Source organism: Nocardia sp. NPDC088792, from assembly GCF_044750615.1.
GTDB lineage: Bacteria > Actinomycetota > Actinomycetes > Mycobacteriales > Mycobacteriaceae > Nocardia.
Genome location: NZ_JBIVKC010000010.1, coordinates 101,379 through 119,795, shown reverse-complemented (window position 1 = coordinate 119,795; position 18,417 = coordinate 101,379). Strand labels below are relative to the sequence as shown.

At 64.8% G+C, this 18,417-nt stretch carries 19 protein-coding genes; 10 read left to right on the top strand and 9 right to left on the bottom strand.

All coding sequences use genetic code 11. The features are described from left to right. Positions 1–403: 403 nt before the first annotated feature. The 5 genes from ACIP5Y_RS47090 to ACIP5Y_RS47070 all read left to right on the top strand — a co-directional run bounded on the left by ACIP5Y_RS47090 (position 404) and on the right by ACIP5Y_RS47070 (position 5,391). Positions 404–610, top strand: coding sequence for a hypothetical protein (locus ACIP5Y_RS47090; RefSeq protein WP_400360354.1), 207 nt, complete (start codon positions 404–406; stop codon positions 608–610). An 863-nt stretch (positions 611–1,473) separates the two neighbouring features. Further along, entirely contained in the window at positions 1,474–2,292 is an 819-nt protein-coding gene (locus ACIP5Y_RS47085) for a CPBP family intramembrane glutamic endopeptidase (protein WP_400360353.1), read from the top strand. A 10-nt stretch (positions 2,293–2,302) separates the two neighbouring features. Next, positions 2,303–2,743: a MarR family winged helix-turn-helix transcriptional regulator gene (locus ACIP5Y_RS47080; RefSeq protein WP_400360352.1), complete on the top strand. Its 441-nt coding sequence runs from the start codon at positions 2,303–2,305 to the stop codon at positions 2,741–2,743. 108 nt (positions 2,744–2,851) lie between these two features. Then, on the top strand, positions 2,852–4,531 hold the full coding sequence (locus tag ACIP5Y_RS47075) for an MFS transporter (protein ID WP_400360493.1): 1,680 nt from the start codon (positions 2,852–2,854) through the stop codon (positions 4,529–4,531). A 47-nt stretch (positions 4,532–4,578) separates the two neighbouring features. After that, a complete protein-coding gene (locus tag ACIP5Y_RS47070) occupies positions 4,579–5,391 on the top strand; it encodes a class I SAM-dependent methyltransferase (protein WP_400360351.1) in 813 nt (270 codons plus the stop codon). Between the two features lie 6 nt (positions 5,392–5,397). On the opposite strand, the gene ACIP5Y_RS47065 is transcribed toward ACIP5Y_RS47070, so the two are convergent. The 3 genes from ACIP5Y_RS47065 to ACIP5Y_RS47055 form a co-directional block, all read right to left on the bottom strand. Then, positions 5,398–6,090, bottom strand: coding sequence for a cation transporter (locus ACIP5Y_RS47065; RefSeq protein WP_400360350.1), 693 nt, complete (start codon positions 6,088–6,090; stop codon positions 5,398–5,400). Beyond that, positions 6,090–6,419, bottom strand: a complete 330-nt coding sequence (locus tag ACIP5Y_RS47060) for an ArsR/SmtB family transcription factor (protein WP_400360349.1) — start codon at positions 6,417–6,419, stop codon at positions 6,090–6,092. Before ACIP5Y_RS47060 ends, ACIP5Y_RS47065 begins: the two co-directional genes overlap by 1 nt. A 65-nt stretch (positions 6,420–6,484) precedes the next feature. After that, positions 6,485–7,051: a CGNR zinc finger domain-containing protein gene (locus ACIP5Y_RS47055; protein WP_400360348.1), complete on the bottom strand. Its 567-nt coding sequence runs from the start codon at positions 7,049–7,051 to the stop codon at positions 6,485–6,487. A 101-nt stretch (positions 7,052–7,152) separates the two neighbouring features. On the opposite strand from ACIP5Y_RS47055, the gene ACIP5Y_RS47050 reads away from it, so the two are divergent. Continuing rightward, complete coding sequence (locus tag ACIP5Y_RS47050) at positions 7,153–8,274, top strand: epoxide hydrolase family protein (RefSeq protein ID WP_400360347.1); 1,122 nt, start codon at positions 7,153–7,155, stop codon at positions 8,272–8,274. 17 nt (positions 8,275–8,291) lie between these two features. On the opposite strand, the gene ACIP5Y_RS47045 is transcribed toward ACIP5Y_RS47050, so the two are convergent. Then, positions 8,292–9,476, bottom strand: a complete 1,185-nt coding sequence (locus ACIP5Y_RS47045) for an Ig-like domain-containing protein (protein WP_400360492.1) — start codon at positions 9,474–9,476, stop codon at positions 8,292–8,294. 299 nt (positions 9,477–9,775) lie between these two features. On the opposite strand from ACIP5Y_RS47045, the gene ACIP5Y_RS47040 reads away from it, so the two are divergent. The 3 genes from ACIP5Y_RS47040 (at position 9,776) to ACIP5Y_RS47030 (ending at position 12,135) form a co-directional block, all read left to right on the top strand. Then, positions 9,776–10,702 carry an anti-sigma factor RsbA family regulatory protein gene (locus tag ACIP5Y_RS47040; RefSeq protein ID WP_400360346.1) on the top strand — a complete coding sequence of 309 codons (927 nt, stop codon included), beginning with the start codon at positions 9,776–9,778 and terminating at the stop codon, positions 10,700–10,702. A 113-nt stretch (positions 10,703–10,815) separates the two neighbouring features. After that, entirely contained in the window at positions 10,816–11,655 is an 840-nt protein-coding gene (locus ACIP5Y_RS47035; RefSeq protein WP_400360345.1) for a SigB/SigF/SigG family RNA polymerase sigma factor, read from the top strand. 81 nt (positions 11,656–11,736) lie between these two features. After that, positions 11,737–12,135, top strand: coding sequence for an anti-sigma factor (locus ACIP5Y_RS47030; RefSeq protein ID WP_400360344.1), 399 nt, complete (start codon positions 11,737–11,739; stop codon positions 12,133–12,135). Here the strand turns inward: ACIP5Y_RS47030 and ACIP5Y_RS47025 are convergent, their stop codons facing one another. The 3 genes from ACIP5Y_RS47025 to ACIP5Y_RS47015 all read right to left on the bottom strand — a co-directional run bounded on the left by ACIP5Y_RS47025 (position 12,136) and on the right by ACIP5Y_RS47015 (position 14,523). After that, positions 12,136–12,474 (bottom strand): STAS domain-containing protein, encoded by a 339-nt coding sequence (locus ACIP5Y_RS47025; RefSeq protein WP_400360343.1) that lies wholly within the window; start codon positions 12,472–12,474, stop codon positions 12,136–12,138. Positions 12,475–12,541: 67 nt separating this feature from the next. Next, positions 12,542–12,985 (bottom strand): response regulator, encoded by a 444-nt coding sequence (locus ACIP5Y_RS47020; RefSeq protein WP_400360342.1) that lies wholly within the window; start codon positions 12,983–12,985, stop codon positions 12,542–12,544. After that, complete coding sequence (locus ACIP5Y_RS47015; protein WP_400360491.1) at positions 12,982–14,523, bottom strand: CHASE3 domain-containing protein; 1,542 nt, start codon at positions 14,521–14,523, stop codon at positions 12,982–12,984. Before ACIP5Y_RS47015 ends, ACIP5Y_RS47020 begins: the two co-directional genes overlap by 4 nt. A 762-nt stretch (positions 14,524–15,285) precedes the next feature. On the opposite strand from ACIP5Y_RS47015, the gene ACIP5Y_RS47010 reads away from it, so the two are divergent. Continuing rightward, the gene (locus ACIP5Y_RS47010; RefSeq protein ID WP_400360341.1) at positions 15,286–15,918 is read left to right on the top strand and encodes a hypothetical protein; all 633 of its coding nucleotides are present in this window, start codon (positions 15,286–15,288) and stop codon (positions 15,916–15,918) included. Positions 15,919–16,037: 119 nt separating this feature from the next. Here ACIP5Y_RS47010 and ACIP5Y_RS47005 read toward each other — a convergent pair whose 3' ends face one another. Together ACIP5Y_RS47005 and ACIP5Y_RS47000 are read right to left on the bottom strand one after the other, a co-directional pair. Beyond that, positions 16,038–16,559 carry a hypothetical protein gene (locus ACIP5Y_RS47005; protein ID WP_400360340.1) on the bottom strand — a complete coding sequence of 174 codons (522 nt, stop codon included), beginning with the start codon at positions 16,557–16,559 and terminating at the stop codon, positions 16,038–16,040. Between the two features lie 796 nt (positions 16,560–17,355). Then, positions 17,356–18,402, bottom strand: a complete 1,047-nt coding sequence (locus tag ACIP5Y_RS47000; protein WP_400360339.1) for a glucose 1-dehydrogenase — start codon at positions 18,400–18,402, stop codon at positions 17,356–17,358. Positions 18,403–18,417 lie beyond the last annotated feature (15 nt).

The window sequence follows — 18,417 nt, the reverse complement described above, 5'->3', positions numbered from 1 at the left end:
CTACAGGTCGCGGGCTGGCCGGCGGGTGGGATCCCGGATGTGGGAAGCGTTCGGCACGTCGGGAGCGTGTCCGAGATCTCATGGTGACAGCGTGCACACGCGGGCGGGGTCGTGCCTGGCGAAATCGCCTGTTCGTTGGTGTGATTCTCCGAATCGGACCGTCGATTGTCGGTGGCGATTTGTCGAGGGTCTACGAAAGGGCTGTCCTGCGGGTCATATTCGGGATCGGGCGGGGCCGATTGTGGCGCGGCTCACCTATGGATCGACTCGTGTCGGCGTGCTACTACTAGGTGCGTAATTCGCGTTGACGTCTCGAACTCCGAAAACACAGTCGGAGAGGGGCATTGGGTATTCGACGGTGTGGAACCACCGCGCCGGGGCGGCCCAGAAGCTTGGAGGAACCATGTACGACCAGACACGTGGCTCAGTAAAGAACTTCGGCCTGTTCGCCGTTCAGCAGCCCCGCCGAATCAATTCGAAAATCGCAGCCATCGTCATCGGGCTCTTCCTGGTCGGTGGTTTTGCGGGTCACCTCCTGATCCCGGATGTCCAGCCGGAAATCAGCCAGCCGACGACCGTATCCATCGTTTCGCCGCAACCGGCCGACTAATCGACGCCGGCCCGCCGAACCTCAGCGGAGGGCAGGCCCGGGACTCGCGGTCCGATCGCCTTATGCTGCTTCGTAAGTACCAGCGCGCCGTCCGTCATCGCGACAGGCTGTACCGGCCCCTTCCAACCACACCAGCCGCCGCACTCAGCGACGTCTTGGCTGCTGACACGATTGTCATCGAACTCCGCCCTGATGTGCCATGCACGGGCGGGATGGCCGCAGATCGGGCACTGCCCAAAGTAGTTCAGAATTTCCTGTACCTCTGAAGCGACAACAGCCCGCCTTTTACCGACCGCCATGACCCCCTCCCGATCCTGAGCTTATTCGGCAGGTCCAGGGTGGTCCGGCGAAGCGGGCATGGCACCGATCACATCTCGCGTGCTGGTTGCGGTGGCCTTGCGGCGAGGTACAGGCGGACGCGGTCGGCGGGGGACTATCGCCGCGACTCAGGCCCGACACCAGTTGCCTGGAACTAACAGCCTGGCTTGGCCTTTGCCGCAGCGCATACCTGTCCGGGTGTGTAACTGCGGGTAGCATGTGGTGACACGATTCCGGAGGGGGCATCATGTCGTTGAACAGGCACCGGGAGCAGGTTGATGATCCGCGCGCGCGGTGGCGCCATCTGCCTGCGGAACCCGCTCACTACGTCGAGGAGACTCACGTCGACGGGAGTTCGTCGAGCTATACGGTGCCTGCTGTCGATCCGACCCAGGACTTCATTCGGCTCTATGGCGGTTAGTGCTGTGGCAGGCAACCTTCGATGGATGCTGCGGTCTCTGTCTGGGGTCTAGTACTCCGGAGCTACTGGTCGATCAGACCTTGGAGTGATGCTCGAGCGGGTGTTGGCCGACAGAGTAATTTGCATGCGCAGCAGGCTCGTTCATGTAAGCAACACGTCGGCCGGGGGAGCGGAGTCACCGGCTGCGGGGAGGGTTTGGGCGGCGGTCGCGGTTTACGTGCTGTCCACCCTTGTTGCGTCGGTTTTGTTGCTTGCGGTGCAGCCGCTTTCGGGGATCGATCCGGATGTGTTGTCGCTTGTTCAGTTCGGTCCGGCGTTGGGTGCGCTGGCGACGTGGCTGGCGTTCCGGAATACCGTTTCTCGGCTGCTGCCCGTATCGGTTTCCTGGCGGCGAGTCGGTGTGAATGTGCTCGTGACCGTCTTTGTGTGCGTGTTGTTCTGGGTGTTGGTCACGCTCGCGGCTGTTGTGTCGGGTACTGCCCTGGTTGGTGCCGTAGCTGTCGGCGGTGTGCCGTTCGTTGTGTTCGTGGTGCTCCAACTGATCGGTGCTTGTGGTGAGGAGATCGGTTGGCGGGGTTTCTTGCAGCCGGTGCTGGAATCTCGAATGGCGAGGGGCGCAGCGATTTTGGTGACCGGGACGACGTGGGCGCTGTGGCATGTCCAGGCATTCACGGCGGGTCCGGTAACCGGAGTCTGCTTCTTCGTCTCGGCCGTGGCTTTGGCCATCGTGCTCGGATACCTGAGCATCGGAAGTTTCCGTCAGCGGGTGCTGACCGCGGCGATCGGGCATTGGTTGATCAATATCGCGTGCTATCTGCTGGCTGGTGACAACACTCTGGATCGGCCGCAGGTTGTATTCGTCGCGGTCGCGACCGCGACGGTCGCCGTGGGGTTGATGGTGGTCCGCGGTCTGGGACTTTGCAAGTCAAACTTATCAGTCTAGCCTTCTAATCATGAGTAACGAGGCGCCCGACCTCCGGGACGTCGCCGCGGGGCTGCGGGGTGGTATCGGCCTGGTGGTGCGGCGACTGCGGCAGGCGCAGTCCGACGGCGGGCTGACCCTGCCCGAACGGTCGTTGCTCGGGCGACTCGATCGTGGTGGCCCGGCCACCACGGCCACTCTGGCCAGGCTCGAGCAGATCAGTCCGCAGTCGATGGGGACGACGGTCGGCGGGCTCGAGAACCGCGGCCTGGTCGGGCGGCAACCCGACCCGCAGGACGGGCGGTGCGCGCGGGTCTCCATCACCGAGGCCGGCCTGCAAGCGTTGCGCGACAAGCGCGATGCGCAGACCCAGTTACTGGCCCAGGCACTCGCGAACGGCTTCACACCCGAGGAGATCGGTCACCTCAGCGCGGCGGGACCGCTTCTCGAAAGATTGGCGCAGAGCATCTGATGACGGCGACCGGGCCGCAACGGCATCCGGTCGCCGCGATATCTCTGCCGGAAAGGATGAGCCGAAATGTCCAACCGGCCCGCAACACCCGTCATGCCACCTTCCGGGATGCCGGCCGAGCCCGGCAGTGCGCGTCCGGACCGCTATAAATGGGTGGCATTGTCGAACACGACGCTCGGTATGTTCATGGCGACGGTCGACGCGTCCATCGTGATCATCTCGCTGCCGGCGATCTTCCGCGGTATTCACCTCGATCCGTTCGCGGCGGGGAACATCAGCTATCTGCTGTGGATCATCATGGGATACCTGCTGGTCACGGCGGTGCTCGTGGTGACGCTCGGGCGGTTGGGCGACATTGTCGGGCGGGTGCGGATCTACAACCTCGGGTTCGTGATCTTCACGCTCGCCTCCGTCGCGCTGTCGCTGGACCCGGCGCTGGGCACGGCCGGGGCGATATGGCTCATCGTGTGGCGGCTCGTTCAGGCCATCGGCGGATCCATGCTGATGGCGAACTCGGCGGCGATCCTGACCGACGCCTTCCCGGCGAGTCAGCGTGGCACGGCGCTGGGAGTCAATCAGATCGCCGCGCTGGCAGGGCAATTCATCGGACTCGTACTGGGCGGGATTCTGTCCGTGTGGGATTGGCGGGCGGTGTTCTGGATCAATGTGCCGTTCGGGATCATCGGCACCATTTGGGCGTACCGCAGCCTGCGTGAGGTCTCCGCCCGTCACCCGGCGCGGATCGACTGGTGGGGGAACACGACTTTCGCGGTGGGCCTCGGGATTCTGCTGATCGCCATCACCTACGGCATCCAGCCCTACGGCGGGCACCCGATGGGCTGGACCAGACCCACGGTGCTCGGCGGGCTGATCGGCGGGGTGGCACTGCTGGCGGTTTTCGTCCTCATCGAATCGCGAGTGGCGCAGCCGATGGTGCGGCTGGCACTGTTCCGCAGCCGCGCCTTCACGGCGGGAAACCTTGCGGCACTGCTGGCCTCGATCGCCCGCGGCGGGATGCAATTCATGCTGATCATCTGGCTGCAGGGCATCTGGCTGCCGCTGCACGGCTACGACTACGCCGATACGCCGTTGTGGGCGGGGATCTTCCTGCTGCCGCTCATGGTCGGGTTCCTGCTCGCGGGACCGCTGTGCGGCTACCTGTCCGATCGGTACGGCGTGCTGTACTTCACCACCGGTGGACTGCTCGTCTTCGCGGCGAGTTTCATCGGATTGCTGCTGCTACCACTGAACTTCCCCTATTGGGCGTTCGCGCTGCTGATCTTGCTCAACGGCATCGGGTCGGGCATGTTCTCCGCACCCAACACCTCCGCGATCATGAGCGCCGTGCCGCCCGAACACCGCGGCGCCGCCTCCGGGATGCGCGCCACCTTCCAGAACTCGGGCATGTCACTGTCGATCGGCATCTTCTTCTCCCTGCTCATCGCAGGTTTGGCCAGCCGACTACCCGAGACCTTGGCCACCGGCCTACGCGCCCAAGGCGTTCCAGCAGCCGCTGCCGCCCACGCCGCGTCGCTACCACCGGTCTCGACCGTCTTCACCGCCTTCCTCGGCGCCAACCCGATGCAAACCCTGCTCGGCCCCACCGGCGTCCTCGACTCCCTCTCACCGGCCGACCGGGACACGATCACCGGCGACACCTTCTTCCCCAATCTGATCTCCGCCCCCTTCCACCACGGCCTCACCATCGTCTTCGCCGCTGCGGCAGGCATGGCCCTCCTCGCCGCAGCGGCCTCCCTGCTCCGCGGTGGCCCGCCCGCCGAGCGTTGACGATTCGACCACTAGGTCGTAACGATGGTTGCGAAGGTGGTGCAGCCATGGGTGATTCGACAAGACCGAGTTCGGAGTCCATACCGCCCCGCGACGGATACCGCCGGGTGCTGGCCCAGCAGGAAAAGGCCGAACTGGAACGACTATCGGCCCTGGAAGCCATTGCCGACCCGCACACCATTGCGCTGCTCGAGCGGATCGAAGTAGGCGCCGACTGGCGGTGCACCGAGCTCGGTGCCGGGGCGGGATCGATCGCGCGGTGGCTCGCCCGGCGATGCCCGGCGGGGCGGCTGGTGGCGACCGACCTCGACACTCGCTTTCTCGTCGACCTGGGTGCGAATGCCGAAGTCCGGCAACACGATATGCGAACCGATGACTTCCCTGCGGGTTCCTTCGACCTGGTGCATGTGCGATCGGTGCTGGAGCATCTACCCGAGCGTGATGAGGTGCTGCCGCGACTGGCGGAATGGGTCGCGCCCGGCGGCTGGCTCGTCATCGAAGACGCGGTATCGACCTCCGCCGCTTCGCCGGACGCGCAGTACCGACGCGTGATGGGCGTGGTCGAGGACACGTTGTCGCGAACAGTCGGCACAGACCTACAGTGGGCTCGCACCCTGCCACAAGCATTGTCCGCCTTGGGCTTCACCGACCTCATGCTCGCCCCGGCCACCCTCGTGATCGGCGCGGGCGGCCCGGTCGACCGATTCTGGCGAGCCACCCTGACCCAACTGGCCGAATTGCGCACCCGCACCGGCCATCACGATGCCGCGGACCTGATGGCCCTCGCCGCTCGCCTCGACGACCCGTCCTTCGTCGAACTGTCCTACACGATCATCGCGATAGCCGGCCGTCGCGCCTGATCGCTCTCAGTGCTCGTGGCAGCAGGTCTGGTGGGTGGTCTGTGCACCGAGGGGCGGGCAGCAGATGTCGCCGCGCCGGGCGTTGATGCCTTCCTTGGCGGCGATGACTGCGATTGCCAGAGCGGCGAGGGGGTCTGCCCAGGACCAGCCGAGCAGGGTGTTGAGGAGGAGTCCGAGTAGGAGGACTGCGGATAGGTAGGTGCAGAGGAGGGTTTGTTTGGAGTCGGCTACGGCGGTGGGGGAATCGAGTTCGCGGCCGGTGCGGCGCTGGCCCCAGGAGAGCAGAGGCATTATTGCGAGACTGGCTGCTGCCAGGGCGATTCCGATGGGGGAGTGGTGGGGTTCGGCTACGCCGAGGAGGGAGGTTGCGGAGGCTGTGGCGACGTAGGCGGCCAGTGCGAAGAAGGAGAACGCGATGATTCGCAGGGTGATCTTCTCGCGCTGTTGTGGGTTGCGGCCGGCGAACTGCCACGCCACCGCGGCTGCCGAGGAGACTTCGATGACCGAGTCCAGGCCGAATCCGATGAGTGCGGTGGATGAGGCGCGGGTGCCTTCGGTGAGTGCGACGGCGGCTTCGATCACGTTGTAGGAGATGGTCGCTGCGACGAACCAGCGGATACGGCGTGTCAGGACGGCTCGGCGCTGGGGTGACAGTATCGGCTGGGGCGCGAATTGGGGGATGCCCAGGGATCGGGTCATCAGCAGCACTCGTCGGTGCCGGAGGCGGGGCAGCAGGCGGGGTCGACGGCCAGGACGAGGCCGGTGAGGTCGTCGAGGGCGCGGGCGATGCGGGGGTCGGCGAGTTCGTAGCGGGATCGGCGGCCTTCGGGGACGGCTACGACCAGGCCGCAACCGCGCAGGCAGGCAAGGTGATTCGACAGGATCTGGCGGGAGACGCCGATCCGGTCCGCCAGGTCGGAGGGGTAACTCGGTGCGCTGCTGAGGGTCAGCAGAATTTGCGTTCTGGTCGGGTCGGAGAGGGCGTGTCCGAAGCGTGCCAGTGCGTCACGGTGCAGCAGGGTGTCCACGCGTTGATGGTACATGTAAATCTGTATTCAGAATTATCTGGACTATCGGTGCCCGGTGCCAGCACTCAGCGCGGGCTGTGCCGACTTCGGTAGGCCGCGACGCTGGCCCGGTGCGCGCAGGTTCGGGTGCAGTACTGTTTCGAGCCGTTGCGCGAGAGGTCCACGTAAGTGGCCCGGCAGTTCGACCCGGCACATACGCCGAGACGGGCCGGACCGAGCGTGGCGATCACGGAGGCCAGTGCGCTGAGCGTGGTCGCGGCCAGGTGCGCCGAGCAGCGATCGGTGTCGGAGGTGACCTCGGTCCACCAGCGATCCCGATCGTGGCGCAGTATCGGCGTGGCGCGGCTGTCGCGTAGACCGTCATTGATCAGGGTCGCCGCTGCCGCCGCGTCGGTGCTCGCTCGTTCGAGGACAGCACGCACCCTCTCGCGCACCGCGCGGACCTCGGCCAGGTCGGTAGGAGTGAGACGCTGCGGGCGAGTGCCTCGGCCCGCGTCCGGCGAATGGTCGTCGAGGAAGTTTCGGAGCTGCTCCACCGTCTCGAGCGCGTCCTCACCCTTGATCGGCTTCAAGGTGTTGGCGAGATCGACGGCCGTCTCGACCGCCGATGAGCTGTCACATGCATCGATCATTTGACGTGTCTCCTCGCCGTTCCGTAGCGTGACACGCATAATAGCTGTTACGTGTCACGCCGCGCTGGGGCCGCCGCCTGAGCGAGGAAGGAAGCACCGCTATGGCCGCAGAGCCGTTCGAGGTCAGCATCACCGAAGCCGAGATCGCGGATCTGCGTGAACGGTTGCGACGGACGCGGTGGCCCGAGCCCGAGCCGGTGGACGACTGGTCGCAGGGGTTGCCGCTGGCTTATGCGCAGGAGCTCTGCCGCAGTTGGGCCGAGGACTACGACTTCGGGTTCGCCGAGCGGCTGAACGCCTTCCCGCAGTACCGCGACACAGTCGACGGGTTGGGCATCCACTTCCTGCACGTCCGCTCGCCGGAGCCGGATGCGTTCCCGCTGGTGCTCACGCACGGGTGGCCGGGTTCGGTGCTCGAGTTCCTGGAGGTCCTCGGCCCGCTGACCGATCCGCGTGGGCACGGCGGGGACCCGGCGGACGCGTTCCACGTGGTCGCGCCGTCGTTGCCCGGGTACGGCTGGAGTGACAAGCCGTCGACGACCGGGTGGGGCATCACTCGCATCGCGCGCGCCTGGGACACGTTGATGGTTTCGCTGGGTTACGAGCGATACGGCGCGCAGGGCGGTGACTGGGGTTCGGCGGTGTCCGGCGCGCTGGGCGAGGTGGCACCCGAGCGGGTCGCCGGCGTGCACCTGAATTTGGGGTCCGTGGCGCTGGGCACGTTCGACGACCCGACGCCCGCGGAGTTGGCGAACATCGAGGTCGCGAAGGAGTTCCAGCGGACCGGCCGGGGGTACTCGGCGCAGCAGTCGACCCGGCCGCAGACGCTCGGCTACGGCCTCACCGACTCCCCGGCGGGCCAGGCCGCCTGGATCGCCGAGAAGTTCTGGGCCTGGACGGACAACGACGGCCATCCCGAGGACGCCGTATCGCGGCAGCAGATCCTCGATGAGATCTCGGTCTATTGGTTCACCGCGTCGGCCACGTCGTCGGCGCGCTTGTACTGGGAGAGCTTCGCGGCCTTCCGGGACAAGGTCACCGCGCCGACCGGGCTGTCGGTCTACCCGCGCGATATAACCCGCCCGTCGCGGCGGGAGGCCGAGCTGCGGTTCACCGACCTGCGCTGGTTCGAGGAAATGCCGCGGGGTGGCCACTTCGCCGCGCTGGAGCAGCCGCAGTCGCTGGTCGAGCAGGTGCGCGGGTTCTTCCGCCTCTTCCGCTGACTGCGCCTTGCCGTGGTTCAGCCGTTGGCGTTACCGGCTTTCCATGTCGCCCAAGGGACTTCCCAGTCGCCGTAGGTGTCCCAGACCGGCAGGCTGGGGCCGCCGGAGTTGGTGATCTCGACGACGTCGCCGATCCCGAAGTGGTTGTAGAACCATTGGGCGTTGGCGGGGGAGAGGTTGACGCAGCCGTGCGAGACATTGCTGCTGCCCTGCTGGCCTACCGACCAGGGGGCCGAATGGACGAATTCGCCGTCGTTGGAGATGCGTTCGTCGAGGGCGACGGTTTCCTTGTAGTAGCCGGGCTGGCCCTGGCAGGTGCCGTAGGTGCAGGAGTCCATCACGATCGAGGGTTGCTTGTCGGAAATGACATGCGGGCCTTCATGGGAGGGGAAGCCGGGCGATCCGAGGCTCATCGGCATCTGGTTGACCTGATTGCCGTTGTCGAAGATGGTGAGCTCATCGGTACTGCCGTCGGCCTTGGCGACCCAGGCGTCGTGGACGGTGTAGTCGGCGCTGTCGTTCTCCGCGCCGAGCACGCCGCCGCCCAGGTCCAGGCCGAGCACGTCGGCTTCGATGTGCAGTTTGGTGCCGGGCTGCCAGTAGTTCTCCGCGCGGTAGTGCACGTCCTTGTCGTCGACCCAGTACCAGGCGCCTTCTTGCGGCGGGCTCACCGTGACGTGCAGGTGCTTCTCCACCTCGGCCTTGTTGGAGACCGGTGCGGTGAACTGGAAGACCATCGGCTGGCCGACGCCGATTCCGGTGTCGGAGACCACGTCCGGTGCGGGCACGACATTCGCGTAGGCGGTTTTACCCGGCGTCAGCGTGGTGACCGTGAACGTTTGCTTGGTATGTGCCCCAGCCGAATTCACCGCATCGGCGGTGACGGTGTAGGTGGTGGCGTAACCGAGTGGATCGGTGGTCGCCCATGACTGATGGTCGGGCGCGAACGCGCCGGCGATCTGGCCTTTTTCGTACTGGACGGTCACGCTCGCCAGCTGCCCGCCGGCGGCCGTCACCGCGATCGGGGTGGCCGGGTTGATCGGATTCTGTCCTGCCACCGGCACACTCAGGGTCGCGGCCGGGGGCGCCGCGGGCGCGCCGGCACTATTCTGCCCCGACCGCCCGCTGTGGCCGGAAATGCCGATCAGTACCCCGGCGATCACGATGACCACTACTACGGCAGCGCCGATGAGCAGCCACATCCGCGTCCGCTGCGGCGGCTTCGGGGCCCCGCCGCTGTTCGGGTTCTCGCTGCTCAGGCTCTCGGATTCGGTCATTGCTCCCCCTTATCGACCAGAAGTCCATCTGCGTATCTCGGCGTGCACTCGCCGGCGTCCGTAACCGCCATACCCACAACCCAACCATGGAAAGCGCTACGACCACAGCATGTGTACCCGGTTCGCGGCCGATGGGCGAATCGGCGCCGGGGTGTCCCATCGGCGGCGCGTAGCATGAGGGACGGTTCCCAATCGCGGAGAACGGCAGAAAGAGTGGCGCATCGGTGACCACACGACCGCCCTTCCTACATCCCGCGCTGCTGTATCGCGACAGTCAAGAGTACCTGGCGGGGACACTCGGGTTCATCCGGTCCGGATTGGAAAACGATGAGCCCGTGGCGGTTTCGGTGCCGACCGCCAACCTGGCTCTACTGCGGAACGCCCTCGGATCCGAGGGCGACGCCGTGCAGTGGATGGACATGACGATCGAAGGCCGCAATCCGGGACGGATCATTCCGGGTGTGCTGCGCGCCTTCGCCGACGCGCATCCGGCGGGGCGGGTGCGCATCATCGGTGAACCGATCTGGGCAGACCGCTCCGACGTCGAATATCCCGCCTGTGTCCAGCACGAAGCGCTGATCAACGCCGCGTTCGCGGGGCGTGAGGTCACCATTCTCTGCCCGTACGACACGGCGACCCTCCCGGCCCGGATCCTGGCCGACGCATATGCGACGCATCCCGTCGTCATCGACGGTGATGGTGAAAAATCCAGCAGCGCATACGATCCCGATCGCATTGTCGCGTCCTACAACCGGCCGGCGCCCGAACCGCCCGCGGAGGCCGCGGTGTTCGACTTCGACGCCGTCACGCTGTCCCCGATCCGGCACCTGGCCGTCGACTATGCGCGACAGGCCGGTGTGACCGGCGAACGGCTCATCGACTTCGAACTGGTCATTGCCGAGACCACCACGAACTCGGTGGTTCACGGCGGCGGAAAAGGCCGCCTCACAGTGTGGTTGGACGGGGCTCAGGTGGGCTGCCGGATTCGCGACTCGGGACACATCACCGATCCCCTCGCTGGACGACTACCGGCCCACGCGCGCATGGTCGGAGGTCGCGGGCTGTTGATCGTCAACCAGCTCGCTGACCTGGTACGCATCTATACCGGTCCGCGGGGAACCGTCCTGCACATCCTGCTGCCGCGCGCATAGCCGAAACCGGCGGCGCTGCTGCCTGTTCGGTTCACTGTCCGTTTCAGGCCTCCGGGAGGGGGTAACCGCCCGAATACGCCGGAATCTTCGGATCCCACAGTGAGGAACTGGACATGTCAACTGAATACGCGGCCCAGTCGGAGACAGCTGTCGACGACGAGAGTAAGGGCGATTCATACGACAATATCGAGCCCTGGCTGGCGAAACTGGCGACCCTGCCTGCCGGAACGGTCGAACGCGATCGACTGCGCGACGAGATCGTCGGCAAATGCCTGCCCCTCGGCGAGCACATCGCGCGCCGCTACAGCGGGCGCGGCGTCGAGTTCGATGATCTGGCCCAGATCGCGGCGGTCGGGGTGATCCTGTCCGTGGATCGCTTCGACCCGAGTAATGGCGCCACCTTCTTGTCCTTCGCGGTGCCGACCATCATGGGCGAGGTCAAACGGTACTTCCGCGACAGCACGTGGGCCGTGCGAGTACCCCGGCGGCTCAAGGAGATTCAGCAACGCCTGGCCACCGCGGTGCCGGAACTGTCCCAGCGGCTGGGGCATCCGCCCACCGCGCGGGAACTCGCGACTCATCTCGACGCCGATCTGGCCGAGATCACCCAGGCATTGATCGCGAGCAATTGCTACAGCGCCGACTCCCTGGACGCGAACCGATCCCTGACCGACGAGGGCGAGCAGACCGCCTCACCGCTGGATCGCCTCGCCGCCGAGGATCCCGGCTACCGCATGGTCGACGAGACCCTCACCGCGGCACCGCTATTGGCGGCCCTGCCCGAGCGTGAACGCAGCATCCTGGTCATGCGTTTCGGAGATGGCAAGACACAGGCCGAGATTGCCGAGGTGATCGGAGTATCGCAGATGCACGTCTCCCGCTTGCTGTCACAGACCCTGGCGCTGCTGCGTGAACAGGCATTATCTCCGCGTCCACTCGCCGGCGTCGCGTGAGCCCGGTCGGCACAGCCGGTGGACCGTCCACGCCGAACAGGTAGTCTTCCCGCACCGGGCATGCGGGGAAGGGTGGGCGGTGTGGGCACGACGGTAGGACTGCGGGTACATGCGGAGCCGGAACAACTGACGATGCTGCGCGCACTCGCCGAAACCGTCACTCTGGTAGCCGATTTCGATATCGGCGAGGTCAACGATCTCCGCTTGGCGCTCGACGAAGTGGCCACCGTGCTGATCGGGGACGCCGTACCCGGGTCGGCGCTCGACTGCGATGTCACCTTCGATTCGGACGAGGTCACCGTGCGGGTGACCGTGATCGCCGTCTCGGAGGACGCGCTCGAGGACACCGGATTGAGCTGGCATATCGTGCGCTCGCTGACCGACTCCCTCGACGCCACCCAGGCCGCCTACGCGTTGCAGGCCGGCGGATATCCCACGATCGTGGAGTTCCGGTGGCTGCGGCACCGCGATCGCCGCTGACTATCCGCCGTCGGTGAGCGCCTCCGGCAGCGTGCCGTAGACACTGAGCATCGCGTCCAGACCGGTCAATTCGATGGGCCGGCGGACCTGCGTCGACGCGACGATCCGCAACTGCTGGCCGCTGATTGCCGCGAGTGCCTCGACCAGCACGCTCAACCCCGCCGAACCGAAGAAACCCACCTCGGAAAGATCGACCACCACCACTTCCGAACCGGTGGTGAGCGCCTCGGACAGGGCCGTCGACAACGCCGGCGCCGAGAGAATATCGACCTCGCCCGACACGGAGACGACGACCGCGGCACCGGCCGGGCGCGTCGAGACGATCAGCTCGCGAGTCATGACTTTCGCTACCTCCGGACACCTGGCGTGGACGCGAACCGAATGCCCCCGCCGGCTTTTACTCTAATCAGCGGCGCGGCGGGAGCCGGACCACTTGGACGAAGAAGTCGTCGATCTTCTTGATGGCGGCGATGAACTGATTCAGGTCCACCGGTTTGGTGACATAGGCGTTGGCGTGCAGCTCGTAGCTGCGCAGGATGTCTTCCTCGGCCGCGGAGGTCGTGAGGATGACGACCGGGATGCAGGCCAGGCTCGGATCGGATTTGATGCGCGCCAGCACCTCCTGACCGTCGTATTTGGGCAGATTGAGGTCCAGCAGGATCAGATCGGGGCGGCAGGCGTCCTGGTGCGCGCCCTTGCGGTAGAGGAAATCGAGGGCCTCTTCGCCGTCGCGGCAGACGTGCAGGGTGTTGCCGATCTTGTTGTCCTCGAACGCTTCCCGCGTCATCAGTTCGTCGGCGGGATCGTCCTCGACCAGGAGGATATCGATCGGCTGCGCCTGCACGGTCATGGACGGATTCCTTCGCTTCGGATATCGGTGTCGGCGGCGAGTACGTCGACCGCCGCGGGTGCGCCGGTCAGGGTGAAACAGATGCGGGTGCCGCCGGTGTAGTCGGTGTCTAGCCAGATTCGGCCGCCGTGATGTTCGACGATTTTCTTCGTCAGGGCCAGGCCGATGCCGGTGCCGTCGTATTCGGTGCGGTTGTGCAGCCGTTGGAAGATGATGAACACCTTCTCCGCGAATTCGGGCCGGATGCCGATGCCATTGTCCTGCACCGAGAGCAGCCAGCCCGCATCGTCGGGTTCGCAGGTGATCAGGATCCGCGGGGTGCGATCGGGCGCACGGAACTTGATGGCATTGCCGATCAGGTTCTGCCACAACATGGTCAGCAGGATCGGCTCGCCCATGAGCTGCGGGAGCTGCTCGGGGCGGGTTATCTGCGCGTCGCTGTCCTCGATGGCGGCCGCGAGGTTGGCCAGGGCGCGGTCCAGTGGTTGTGCGAGGTTCAGTTCGGTGCTGCCGTCGGTGACGCGGCCGACCCGGGAGAAGGTCAGCAGGTCGTTGATGAGGATCTGCATGCGCTTGGCGCCGTCGACCGCGAAATCGATGTACTGGGTGGCTCTTTCGTCCAGCTGGCCGGCGTAGCGCTTCTCCAGCAGCTGGCAGAACGCCGCGACCTTGCGCAGCGGCTCCTGCAGATCGTGGGAGGCCACATAGGCGAACTGCTCCAATTCGGCGTTGGAGCGGCGCAATTCGACCGTCTGCGCATCGAGGAACAGCTTTTGCTCGTGCAGTTGCGCCTGCTGGACGCGCGAGGAATCCAGTTCCGCGACGATGCGGCGACGCATATCGTCGACCGCGGTGGCGACCGCGGCGACGTCGGCGGGACCGTGCACATCGATCCGGAATCCGAAGTCACCGCCGGCGACTCGCCGCGACGACTCGGTGAGGTACTTCAGCGGACGATCGATGAGCCGGCGCACCAGCACCGCCAAGCCCACACCGGTGAGCAGATAGACCACCAGCAAGCCGATCAGAATGCTGTCGCGCACCGCACGATCGTGATTGAGCCGATCGGTGTCCCGGGTGACCGCGTCGGCCAGGTTCTGGTTCTGCTGGGTGAACAGGGACCGCAGATTGTCGAACATCTGCTTGCCCTCGGCGGCGGTGGCGTCACCCTGCGCCCGCGCGGTGGCGGGGGAGGCGAGCAGGGGAGCCACGTACGTGCTGCGCCATTGTCTTGCGGCGCGTTCGATGTCGTCGATATCGAGGTTGACCCGACCGCCCTCGTGCCCCAATAGTTTTCGCATCCGGTCCGCCGACTCCTGCTCGGTGGTGAGGCCGTCCTGGTAGGGCTGCAGGAACTGCGGGTCGCCGGTGATCGCGTAGCCGCGCACGCCGGTCTCCTGATCGAGCAGGGTGGACTGGAATTGCAGGGCCTCGCGCTGCGCGGGCAATGAATGATCGATCAACCTACTGGTGGCGTCGGCGGTGGTGGCGATGACCCGGGCGCCCAATACCGCGCCGATGATCACCACGAAGATCATCGAACCCAGGACCAGCTGAAACCAGGCGCGAGTGGTGAGCCGACCGGGCCCACGAGTCCGGTCTGTGCTTTGCAGTGCATCGGTCACCTGCCTGCCTTCCAATACAGGTGGAGCAGCGCAACAGCTTGCCCGGCAGCCGATTTCTGGACCACGCGGCCCTCAGATGTTATCCGATGCCCCGGCCACAGGCGCCGCATCCTCCTCCGGTTTCGTTGCAGGATAAGCCGAGGATGTCTCGAAATGTTGGCTTGCTGGACACTGCCCCGCATCCATGAGCTGAAGACCCTGCATGCCCGACACCACGGCCAAACAAGGTTCAACACCATGTAGGCGACGCCGGGATGCTTATGCCAACGACTTGCCATCAGACACGCTCCACGGTCGGCACCTGTGGAACCCAGCCGGCCTCGGGGGATGTCGATACGATCCGGTCGTCGAGGCGGGGGATCGGTGAACCGTCGATGAGGAACGCCAGCCGTAGCAGTGCCCAGGAAATCCTGTGCCGCGACGGCACTCCTACGTTGTTGTTATGCCCGGACGGGGCATGCCGCCCTCTCAGCAGCACGCCCCATCCTGCGCTATTCAGTTGGGTGCGGTGGTTGGTAACCCGGCACCGCACCGGGAACTTGGGTCAGAAACGGAGCAGCGGCAGGACCAGAGGAATCAGGTCACCGATCAGCTTGATCACGTCCTCAGCTACAGGTGGCACGCAAATCACCCCTCTTCCTTGAGAAATCGGAACTGCTTCAGCACACTTCAAAGGTGGCTGAAGAGAGCGTCGCGCCCGCCGGGGCGCCGAACGTCGTGCGGAAGCGGGCTGAATGCCCGAATGGGCACGGACCGACGAACCAGAGGTTCTGCGACCACTGCGGCGAAGACCTCCTGCATGGGACCCCTCGCGATCTGCAGGGGAGCGAGATTCCCAGACCATTCGAGATTCCCCACCCAGCGACGAGCATGCCCGAAACCTGGACCGCAGTCGCCGAGCTGGTATCCCTGCCGATATTTGGGGCAGGGGTGCGCTACCTCGCCAGAAACCCGAAGGCCCTGGGCGCATACTTCCCTGCGGTCGTGGTTGGATTCGTGCAGCAGCTCACGAAACTTGAGGAGGCACGGACCGCGCGCTACCACGCGAAGGCGGCACGTCAGGATGCTCAACAAGAACTGGAGCTCCGGAGCGAGGAACGCGAGGTGCTACGGGAGCTTCCCCAAGTTAGGGCACTCATCGCAGAAGCAATCGCGGAGACAGTGAAGTCTTGCGCCGACTTGGAAGCACGGTTGACCAACGGTCCAGGCGCTGATGAGTTTAATCCGATCCTCGATGATCTCTATGCTATGCAGAATCGGCTGGACATCCAGCGGCGCGTCCAGATGGACCTTGAGAAGGACGTGTAATTCTACGTGGTAACCGGATCCAGCGCCCTCAGATCCACATAGCGTCGCCATCACTTCTCGGTCGTGATGATCAAGTACCGTGCGCCGTCGATCGGTTGTCCTGCCGTTAGGCGAAAATCTCAATGTTCCACTGGGGCAGGAGGATTCGAACCTCTACAATCCGCTGTTCCAGCGCAGGCCAAGCGAAGATCCGCCAGCCTCGCCGGGGCCAACAATGCCACGCCACCCCTAACGATTCTCAGCCTGGCCTTGAGCAGTCCGGCATCGTAAACGTTTGCAACGTGATAGATGCCAAGTTGGGGACATCCGTTTTGGGCGGTATATTTATCCACATAGCTGTTGGCTCTGGAGGTAATCGAGAAAGGGCGGCCACCGAGGTCGCCTATCTCCATAGTTTCGGTTGAGTCTTGCGTGATAATAACGGCTTCGAAAGAATATAGACAGAAGCAGGTTTGCGTGCGAGTCGTCAGCTTCATGTCGATGGACTCCCGAGGATCGAGAGTCGCGTCCTTATCGGAAAAGAACGGCATGGCCGCCACATCGGGGGATTTCGCTGTTTTATTCGTCGAGTCAACTTCCGGAACCGCAGGTACAAGATCCCCCTTGTTCAGATCAAACGCCAAATCGATCACATCGTTCACGCCTTGAGAAGGCGATTCCAGGTATGTGGTAGCGATAGGTTGCCTACGGTTCCGCGACCTTGGCTGAGATGGACCGTATCGTAACCCGGGTCGCTCCGTTATTCTGCAGGTAGAGGCGGTATTTGGATTGATAAATGTCTACTGCGCCTCTGGTTTTGGCCCATCTGGCGATGGCAGAATTATAATTCTGTACACCCTGTATCTCGTTCAACAAGCCGGTGGTCGATGGAAGTGGAGAATCGAATGCGCCAGCCCAGCCTTTGATTGAATCATAGTCGGGTTCTATGCGGAATGCGACAGTTCCTATTGGCTGCATAGTTGCGGTCGTCGTGTTGTTAGGTGGTTTATCTGGGGTGGATTTCGGAATAAGCGCAATGGTGGCCACGATAATCGCGGTTATTGCGGGTACAAGGGCGAGTATCAATGGGTGCTTTGTGACGTCTCGCCACCTTCGGCGCGGTGACTCGGCGGCGGGAGAGCTTTCGATGCTAGAGCCGTCGGTGTCGTCGCCCACAGCAGTACCCTTCTGCTCGGCCTCGTGTACCTGACTGATGCAGCCAGTTGACGATGATAGGCGTATTCTGTTCTGCCCGTACCACTTATGGCTGACTCGGCACATCGCGACGGAGCCGACAGAAGTTGGGTTGTAGGGGAAGCACACGGCGGCGCGAGCAGACGACCGCCTCCAGTTCGCTCAGTGTCGGAATTGGAGTGTCCTGCACCAGTGCGTACCTGAGTGCCCCACCGTCCGAGCGCCCAACAGCATTGCCTGCATAATTGCCCAGCCTGGAACTGCTCAGAGTTCGACCATGACCTTGATGTCGTCACGACCTGCAGTGAAAGCTTCGGTGGCCTGCTCCAAAGGGATCCGGCGGGTGATGAGTCCGGTCAGCCAGTTCTGATCGGCGGTGGCGAGGGCGTGGGCGGCCTGGCGGTAGTGGCGTTTGTTGGCGTTGATGGAGCCGAAGATGAGGTGGTTCTCGAGTACGATGCGGCGGTTGGTGGCGCCCGCGTCGATGGTGAGTTCGCGGCCGGTGGGGGAAATTCCGGTGAGGCAGACGATTCCGGCCGGTGCGGTGTGGGTCATGGCGGCCATGGCGATCGCGGGTGCGCCGGTGGCCTCGATGAGGATGTCGGGTTCGATGCGGTCGGCGACCTCGGGAAGCGGGTCGCTGTGGTAGGTGGCGCCGAGGCTGTGGGTCATCGCGGGCTGAATTCCCTTGTCGGGGAGCGCCAGGACATGGACGTCGAGGCCTCGCTGCGTGCCCAGTAATGCCGCGAGCAGGCCGATCGGACCGGCGCCGGTCACCAGCACCCGCCGGGGCTCGGACCAGGATCGGGTGCTCACCCGCTCGATCTGCTCCCAGGCCTTGGCCACGATGGTGGCCGGTTCCATCAGCACGCCGGTCGCACCCAGTGCCGGATCGAGTTGCACGGCGTATTCGGTCTCGACCGTCCAGCGCTGTGACCCGTAACCGTGGCGCTGCTTGATGCCGCGCTCGGTGTAGCGGTTGTTGCGGCACATATCGAATTCGCCGCGCGCACAGGCCCCGCACGGCACCGGGTCCGGTCGGCGCACGATGCCCACGACCAGATCTCCCGCTGTGAAGCCGCTGTCGTGCGGTGCGGTCAGCACTCGCCCGAGCGACTCGTGCCCGAGGACGAGACGATCCTCGCCGGGTGGCGCCGAGCCGAAGTTACCGGCAGCGATCTCCCGATCGGTGGCACACACGCCGAAAGCGATTCCCTCGACCAGCAATTCGTCCTGCCCGGCCACCGGCTCGGGCATATCGCGAACCTCCAGCGAGCCTGACTTCTCGGGAATGACAGTGAGTGCACGCATGATTCAATGGTCGAC